Below are 7,980 nucleotides of genomic sequence, written 5' to 3'. Positions count from 1 at the left end.
GCAGCGAGGTCCGGCGGTCCGCCATGCCCGAAACCAAAAACCGCCGCTGGCCCGAAAATCAATCAGGACCAACAGCGGATCGGTGGATCAAGGCTTAGCCGCCGCCGCGCAAACCGCGAACATCCGGGCGGGGGACGAGCGGCAATCCAACGCAACTGGGCAGGAGCGTCAGCCCGGGGACTGCGCCCGGAGCCGGGCCAGGAGAGTCGCGGCCATCAGCGCCGTCACCATTTCCAGTGCAAGGACCGCCAGAAGCGCCGCAGCGCCCGACGCCGTCCCGGCAGTGCCGCCCGCGGGCGCCGCGGCATGGTGGGCATGGGTGGCTGACCCGGCACCGGTACCCAGGAGCAACACCGCGTGCACCCCCGTCATCGCCAGGGCCGAGGCCATGACCTTGCGGGCGGCTCCCGCCCGTTCCCGGTGCCAAATGTGCGCGGCGCACGGCAGGCACATTGCCACCATGGCGAGCATGAGCAGGTTCAACCACGTCCCGTGCTGGTTCCCGGCAACCAGCCACAAGTGCGCAAGGCATGACACCGCCGTTACTGCCGCGCAGAGCCGGGAGTGGAAGAACAAACCAGCGATGCCCGGACGGCCGTCCGCCGGCGCAGTTGCGGTCACGGACATAATCTAGCTGTGGCAGTGGCCGCCGGCCGGCTGTGCGCTCGCGGGCACATCCAGCACGGGGCTGCGGTCAAAGAATCCCTCCGGCCGCAGCTTGAAGCCGGCCGTGTCCACGGGCATGATGGGCCAGTCCTCGGGGCGCGGGAAGTGCGTGAGCCCGAAGGTGTGCCAGAGCACGATGTCCTGGCCGTCCAGGTCCCGGTCCTGGGCAACGTAGGCCGGCAGCCCGGCCCCGCCGGAATGCTGATTTACAAAGTCGCCCGTCGGGTAGCGTTCGGCATCGGCATGGCGGGTGACCCACAGGTCCTTGGTGGCGAAGGCGGCGCGGCGGGCGATCGAAGACCCCGGGTCCGCCAGCAAAGTGGGCTGGCCCTCGGCATGGAGCTTGTAGGCCACGGGGTCGCCAAGCCGGTTCAGTGACCGGGGGTTGGAGATGACCCAGGTCCGGCCGTTGCGGGCATCAGCCTCGCGCACGCCCTCGGATTCACGCGCAATCAGCGTGCGCTTCCGGGAGAAGGCGTTGCCGCGCTCGTTGCCTTCGCCCATCGCTTGCCGGACAACGTCTTCTTCCTCCACCCGGTTGGTGAGCCCGTCAATTGCCATGTCGAGGCGGGCGCTGAAGAGGTGCTGGTGGAAGGGGGCGCCCAGGCCCGGGGCGAGCTGGGAGATGTTGGCCGAGCCGCCCTCGGGGAATGCGGAGGTGAAGACGACGCCGGTGGCCTTGGCTTCAAATTCGATGGTGCCGTCGAGGTAGAGGTACCAGTAGAAGCCGTAGTCGTAGTTGCCGATCGTGGTGAAAAAGGAGATCACCAGGCGCCGGTTGCGGCGGGTGTAGTTGATGCCGGTCCAGAGGTCGCTGTGTTTGGCCAGGATCCCCCAGTCCTCCTCGTGCATGCAGATGCCGTTGCGGATTTCGCGGGGACTGCCAAAGGCGTCGCTGATGACCGGGCTGAGGTAGGTGATCTCGCCGAGGCAGTCACATCCCAGTTCCAGCGAATTGGCGTACTGGCCCACCAGGTATTCGCCCGTATCGAAGTAGTTCTGCCAGGACCGGATCGGCGACGGATCCCCGTACGGGACGACCATTTCCGCGATCGAAGCCCGGTTGATGACCGGGCGCAGCCGGTCGCCGTCCTGGAACGCGAGATTGTGCAGAACAACCCCTTCACGGACGTCGAAACCGACGTCGACGCTCCACTTTTCCCACTCGACGTGGTTGCCGCCGGTGACCGTGAAACTGGGCCCGTCAGGCTGGGTGATGTTGATGGGTTTCTGCGTGGTGCGCAGCGGTCCGGTGAGTTCCGGATCGGTGTAGTTGCCGTGCTCTGCGGGAATCGGCACGGCGCCGGTGTCCAGGACCTGCGTGACCACCTTGCTGACGACATCGACGTACGCCACCAGCCCGTCCACGGGGTGCGCCCAGGCGCTGTCCTCGGGGAAATCCTGCACGAAAGCCAGGCCGCGCAAAATCCGGCGGCCCTTTTCCTCGGGATACTCGAAAACGCCGGCGGACAGCGGAGCGACGCGGACGGTGTCCACCTCCAGACCCCGGCTGGCCAGAGCCTCAAGCCACCGTTCGTCCGTGGCCAGTAGCTGCTCGACCACCTCGAATTCCTCCTCGAGGACGGGAAGCTCGCCGGCCACTGCCGTATCGAGTTCGACGACGGAGATCACCTCACCGGTGGACACGGAGACGATCACATCGGCCGGGCGCCCTCCGGAGACGTCGAGGATGAACACCCGGAACCTCCGGTCCTGGGCGTCAGCGGCCGCGTTCCGCGCCGGATCCACGAGACCCAGATACGCGATGCGTTGGGCTTCACCCAGCAGTCCCGCAGTGCGCAGAATGCCTTGGACTGCCGTAATTTCTGCAGCCGCGGTCAAGCGGTAGGGGGTGCGGAGGTCGGTTTGTACGGGCATGATGACGGCTCTCAGTCGGGACCCTGGCGGGTCAAAAGTTTATTTTCTATAGATGTAGAGAATACGGAAATGTAAGCTGTGCCACAAGAGTCCGACGTGAAGTATTTTGGGGAGCTACCCGGTGCCAAAGATTGTTGACCACGACCAGCGGCGGATTGAGCTCGTCGACGCAACGTGGCGGATCATCGCCCGGCTCGGCATCGAGAGTGCAACCATGCGGGAGATTGCCCTGGAGGCAGGTTTTGCAAACGGTGCCCTGAAGCCGTATTTTCCCACCAAGGATGACCTGCTGGCCTTCGCATTCGGGCACGTCTTCAGCCGCACCAACGAACGCATCGCCGGGGTCACCGCCGGGCGGGAGGGGCTTGCGGCCCTCAGGGCCTTCTGCATCGAGGTCCTGCCCCTGGATGAGGAACGGATCAACGAGGCCCGGATTGTGATCCCGTTCTGGCAAAAGGCCATCAACGACCCCGGGAAGGCCCGCATTCACCGCGACTCGATGCAACAGTGGCTTGCGGCCATCCGGCAGCACCTTGCCGAGGCGCGGCAAACCGGCGCCGTCACCACCCCCGTCGACGACGCCGCCCTGGCCGGCCAACTGCTCAACCTCCTCCTGGGAGCGCAGATTGCCGCAGCACTGGCGCCGGAGGGCCAGGTGGACCTCGGGCTGAACGAACAACTGGAGGGATTCCTCACCCTGCTGGCCTGCTAGTCTACGTATTTTTATTCGCCCGTTGTGGAAAAAAGATGACAGCGAGCGGCGTCGGCGCTACCCTGAAATGACTGTGTCCCATGACACATCTTCTCCAGATTCGACGGCGCCAGGACCTCCCATGACCGCAGTTGCAGCCCGCCCACCGCACGTTTCCGCCGGACAGGACGTCCACACCAGCACCGCAGTGTCTTTCGACCATTGGCGGCACCTGGTCGCGGAATCCTTCGTTCCCCTGGCGACCTCGAGCAACAATGCGGACGGTTTCCGGGGCCGCATGCGGTCCCGGAAACTGGACCGGGTGGCCCTCGTGGAGGTATCCGCCACGAGCCATGAGGTCCACCGCACGCCGGCACTCATTGCGCAGTCCAACCAGCGATACTTCAAGCTCAATCTCCAATTGCAGGGAACGGGGCTCCTGATCCAGGACAACCGCGAGGCCGTGCTGCACCCCGGGGACCTGTCCATCTATGACACCAGCCGCCCATACACGCTCGCCTTCGAGGACGATGCCCGGCTCATGGTGGTGATGTTTCCCTGGGACGCATTGCCACTGCCGCCGGACTGCATCGCGCAGCTGTCGGCCGTGCGGATGGCTGCCGACGGCGGCCTCGCCGCCATCGTCGGGCCGTTTATTGCCCATCTCGCGGAGAACCTGGATGTCCTGAGCGGCCCCAGCGGGTCCCGCCTCGCCGCAAATGCCCTCGATCTCGTGTCCACCATGCTGCATTCGGAACTGGACGTGGTTCCGGACCGGATGAAACCCCAGGCCCTGCTGGCGGCAGCTGTCCGCGAGTACATCGACGCCCACCTGGCAGATCCCTTACTGTCCCCGGCGTCCATCGCGGCAGCCCACTTCATTTCGACCCGGCATCTGCACAACGTCTTCCACGAGTCGGGCAGTACCGTGGCGAGCTGGATCCGGACCCAGCGGCTTGAAGGGGCACGACGCGAACTGCGGGATCCGCTCCTGGCCGGGATGCCCGTCGGAACCGTGGCCGCACGATGGGGCTTCATTGATGCGGCGCATTTCAGCCGCTCCTTCCGCGATGCGTTCGGCGCGTCACCGAGCGACTGGCGGCGCGGCGCGTAAGGCGGACCGAGCGGATCGAGCACGTCGCGATGCCTTCATGGAAGGGCGGCGCCGGATCTGCCCGGCACCGCCCCTTCCCCGCTTGGGGCTCCGCTAAGCGCGGACGGCCTCCCGGGCAGTCCTGCGTTCGACCCTGACCTCCACTGCCACGCCGACCGCAAACACAACGGGCACAGCGATCAGCAGGCCCACCGCCGTCTCGGCACTGCCGCCGATCAGGGCCGTGAAGTTACTGACAACGAGGGACAGTACCCAGCCAAGGAGCAGAGTGGCGAGGACCGGCGCCACCGTGGTTTGCCAAAGCTGCCCTGCAGCCTTGTGGCGCCGGAAGTACGCGACGACGGCGAGGGAGCACAGGATGTACAGGACCAGGAGCGCCCCCACGGCCAGCCCGCTGAACCAGGAGAAAAGAGTCAGAACCGGGTCCAGGGACAACAGGGCGAATGGTGCCACGAGGAGGAATGCAATAACTGTCTGGATCCGCGCCGCGGCAGCAGGAGCCCGGTGGCGGTTGGTTCGGGCCACGGCGCCCGGCAGTGACCCGCGCAGCGCCAGCGAATGGAGGTAACGGTTGATGCCGTTGTGAAAGGCAATGATGCCGGCCAGCAGGGACGTCACGAGCAGGATGCCGGTGGCAATTCCGGCCCACGGACCGAACAGCTCCACCATTGGTGTCAGCACAAAGGAGGTGGAATCACCCGATTCGAGGGCCGCCCCCGCCGCGTCAGCGACGTGCGAGGGGCCGTAGTAGCTAACCAGCATCCACGAAATAAAGGAGAAGAAGACGGAGATGACCCCCACCGAAAGATACGTGGCGCGGGCCACCGTGCGGTGGGCATCCTTGGCCTCAGCCGAGTAGATGGCCGTTGACTCGAACCCAAACATGGAGGCAACAGCAAACATGATGGCCACGCCCGGGGCGCCGGTGGCGATCGCCGCGGGAGAGAAGGAAGCCGCCAGGGACAGCCCCTCCGGTCCACCGCCGCGCACCAGCACGGTGACGCCGAACAGGATCAGGATGGCGACCTCCAGGCCCACCAGCAGCGCCAGGACCCTGGCCCCCAGTTCGATGTTGAGCGATCCCAGCACCTGAACACCGGCCATGGTGACCATGGCCAGCAACCACCAGGGAACCGCAATGCCGGCGGATTCGAGGATCCCCGAGAACGCAGCGCCGTACAGCCCGTACATTGCGGCCTGGACCGTGCTGTACGCGAGGAGGGCGAGCCATGCTGCCCCCGCTCCGGTTTTGCGGCCAAAGGCGGCCGTGACGTACGCGTAAAAGGCGCCGTTTGCCTGGATCTTGCGGCTCATCGCCACGAACCCGACGGCGAAGATCACAATGACGATGCCCACCACCAAGTACGCCCCGGGCGCGCCGGGTCCGTTGCCGAGGGCCGCGGCCAGCGGTGACGCCCCGACGATTCCGGTCAACGGCGCCTGGGCCGACAAAACGAAGAAGAGAATGCCCATAACGCCGACACTGCCGGCGCGCAACGCTGTGGAGTGCTCGTCGCGGGGCCCGGCTGCCGCGGTCCGGGACTCGGAATTTGAAATACTCATCGGATCCTCTTAATGGTCATGAGTCTGGAATGACGGTTCAGAAAGTTGACCGTCTGGGAATAGGGAGTGCTGGCACCGCACAAATCCAGCATGGCAGGCGACGGCCGTCACCCTTTTGTCGCTCAGCGACCGGTTGTTGTTCCTCAGCGCAACGGCGTCACGGGCCGGCGCGATCCTTCGCAGTGGGTCAACTGCAGTTCGCGCAAAGACAAGACTGGACCACCGCACCGGAGGACACTCGGACGTAACGGTACGGCCACACCCGGATTCCCCGGCGTCTTACCGCCCAGCACCACCGGCGCCTCATTGATCCCGCGCACCACCTACTCGAAGTGGAGTACCCCTTGGAAACCTACGATGCCCTCCTGGCCTCAATCACCCCCGCCGCCGGCGAAACCCGGACCATCCTTGACCCCGCCACTGGCGCCGTCGTCGGCAAGGCGCCGGTGCACTCCCTGGCGGACCTGGAACGTGCCGTCGCCACCGCCGCCGCCGCCCAGCCCGCGTGGGCGGCGCTGGGCCATGACGGGCGGAGCGCGGTGCTGCTCAAGGCGGCCGACGCCGTCGAACGCTCCGTTGAAGAACTCGCCCGCCTGCTCTCCCGCGAGCAGGGCAAACCCCTGAACGGCCCTAACGCGCGGTTCGAGGTCGGCGCCTGCGCGGCCTGGCTCCGTGCCGCGGCGGGCACCGCGCTGGACCCGGAAACGGTGGTGGACGACGGGGAAACCCGGGCCGAACTGCACTACCGGCCCATTGGCGTCGTCGGGGCGATCGGACCATGGAACTGGCCCATGATGATCACCATCTGGCAGATAGCGCCAGCACTCCGGATGGGCAATGCCGTGGTGGTCAAGCCCTCCGAGTACACCCCGCTCAGCGTCCTGGCCTTGGCGGAGGTCCTCAACCAGGAGTTGCCCGAAGGTCTCCTCACCGTCGTCTCCGGCGGCCGCGACGTCGGGGCGCGGCTGGCCGAACACCCTGCGATCGGCAAGGTTATGTTCACCGGTTCCACCGCCACTGGCAAGGCCATCATCAGGTCCTCTGCAGACACCGTTAAACGGCTCACCCTGGAACTCGGCGGCAATGACGCCGGTATCGTCCTGCCCGATGCCGATCCGAAGGCGATCGCCGAGGGCCTCTTCTGGGGCGCCTTCATCAACACCGGCCAGACCTGCGCCGCCCTCAAACGCCTCTATGTGCACAGCGACATCTACGAAGCAGTGTGTACCGAACTCGCCGCCGTCGCCGCGCTCATGCCCATGGGCGTCGGACTGGACGAGGCCAATGTGCTCGGCCCGCTGCAGAACAGGCAGCAGTTCGACATCGTCGCCGGGCTTGTTGAGGCCGCCCGCGATTCGGGGGCCACGATCCTCCTCGGCGGAAACCCGGACACGGACCAGCCCGGTTACTTCTATCCCGCCACCCTGGTGGCCGATATCGAGAACAACAATCCCCTGGTGTCCGAGGAGCAGTTCGGTCCGGCCCTGCCGATCGTCCGCTACAACACCGTGGATGAGGCCGTGACCATGGCCAACGGCCTCGACGTCGGACTCGGCGCCTCGGTCTGGTCCGCCGATCCGGCCGCTGCCCGCGCAGTGGCAACCCGGATCGAGGCCGGTACCGTCTGGATCAACAAGCATGGCGCCGTTGACCCGAGGGTCCCCTTCGGCGGTGCCAAGCAGTCCGGCTACGGCCTGGAGTTCGGCGTCGAAGGGCTCAAGGCGCTGGGTGTTCCCCAGGTCATCAATGGCTGACCGGCCGCATTTCGCTGCGGAACCTGCCGGGCGACGCGCAAGAGGCTAAGCGCTCCGGGTACACCGCAGCACTTGGCCTTTCGCGCGTCGTCTGCCACCTGCCGGCCGGCGGCCTGTCAAATATTTGTGGGCCGCAGCACTTCTATACCCATCTATCTCCAGTTCGGCTCCGAAGTACCACTGGCCCCTTCCGGGGCGCGAACATCACACGCGCGTGTATGAGGAGATTTATTCAATGAAGAAGACCCTTCGCCTTTTGGCGGTCCCCACCTTGGCCCTGGCTGCCCTGGCGGTTTCCGGTTCCCCGGCAATGG

Annotated in this window: 6 protein-coding genes; 3 read left to right on the top strand and 3 right to left on the bottom strand. The window is 66.0% G+C overall.

The window, feature by feature from the left end:
* Positions 1–168: 168 nt before the first annotated feature.
* Both RCH15_RS18775 and RCH15_RS18770 read right to left on the bottom strand, forming a co-directional pair.
* Entirely contained in the window at positions 169–627 is a 459-nt protein-coding gene (locus RCH15_RS18775; RefSeq protein ID WP_409017596.1) for a hypothetical protein, read from the bottom strand.
* Between the two features lie 3 nt (positions 628–630).
* Complete coding sequence (locus tag RCH15_RS18770) at positions 631–2,544, bottom strand: primary-amine oxidase (protein ID WP_326962167.1); 1,914 nt, start codon at positions 2,542–2,544, stop codon at positions 631–633.
* A 121-nt stretch (positions 2,545–2,665) separates the two neighbouring features.
* Between RCH15_RS18770 and RCH15_RS18765 the strand changes: the two genes are divergently transcribed.
* Both RCH15_RS18765 and RCH15_RS18760 read left to right on the top strand, forming a co-directional pair.
* Positions 2,666–3,256 carry a TetR/AcrR family transcriptional regulator gene (locus RCH15_RS18765; RefSeq protein WP_326962166.1) on the top strand — a complete coding sequence of 197 codons (591 nt, stop codon included), beginning with the start codon at positions 2,666–2,668 and terminating at the stop codon, positions 3,254–3,256.
* A 121-nt stretch (positions 3,257–3,377) separates the two neighbouring features.
* Positions 3,378–4,349 (top strand): helix-turn-helix domain-containing protein, encoded by a 972-nt coding sequence (locus tag RCH15_RS18760; protein ID WP_326962165.1) that lies wholly within the window; start codon positions 3,378–3,380, stop codon positions 4,347–4,349.
* A 93-nt stretch (positions 4,350–4,442) separates the two neighbouring features.
* On the opposite strand, the gene RCH15_RS18755 is transcribed toward RCH15_RS18760, so the two are convergent.
* Positions 4,443–5,912 (bottom strand): APC family permease, encoded by a 1,470-nt coding sequence (locus tag RCH15_RS18755; protein ID WP_326962164.1) that lies wholly within the window; start codon positions 5,910–5,912, stop codon positions 4,443–4,445.
* Between the two features lie 344 nt (positions 5,913–6,256).
* On the opposite strand from RCH15_RS18755, the gene RCH15_RS18750 reads away from it, so the two are divergent.
* The gene (locus RCH15_RS18750; protein ID WP_326962163.1) at positions 6,257–7,666 is read left to right on the top strand and encodes an aldehyde dehydrogenase family protein; all 1,410 of its coding nucleotides are present in this window, start codon (positions 6,257–6,259) and stop codon (positions 7,664–7,666) included.
* The last annotated feature ends 314 nt before the right edge of the window (positions 7,667–7,980 follow it).

This window comes from Arthrobacter sp. MP_M4, assembly GCF_035984855.1.
Taxonomy (GTDB): Bacteria; Actinomycetota; Actinomycetes; order Actinomycetales; family Micrococcaceae; genus Arthrobacter.
The sequence above is the reverse complement of the archived record's forward strand: the minus strand, read 5'-3'. Positions and strand labels throughout refer to the sequence as shown.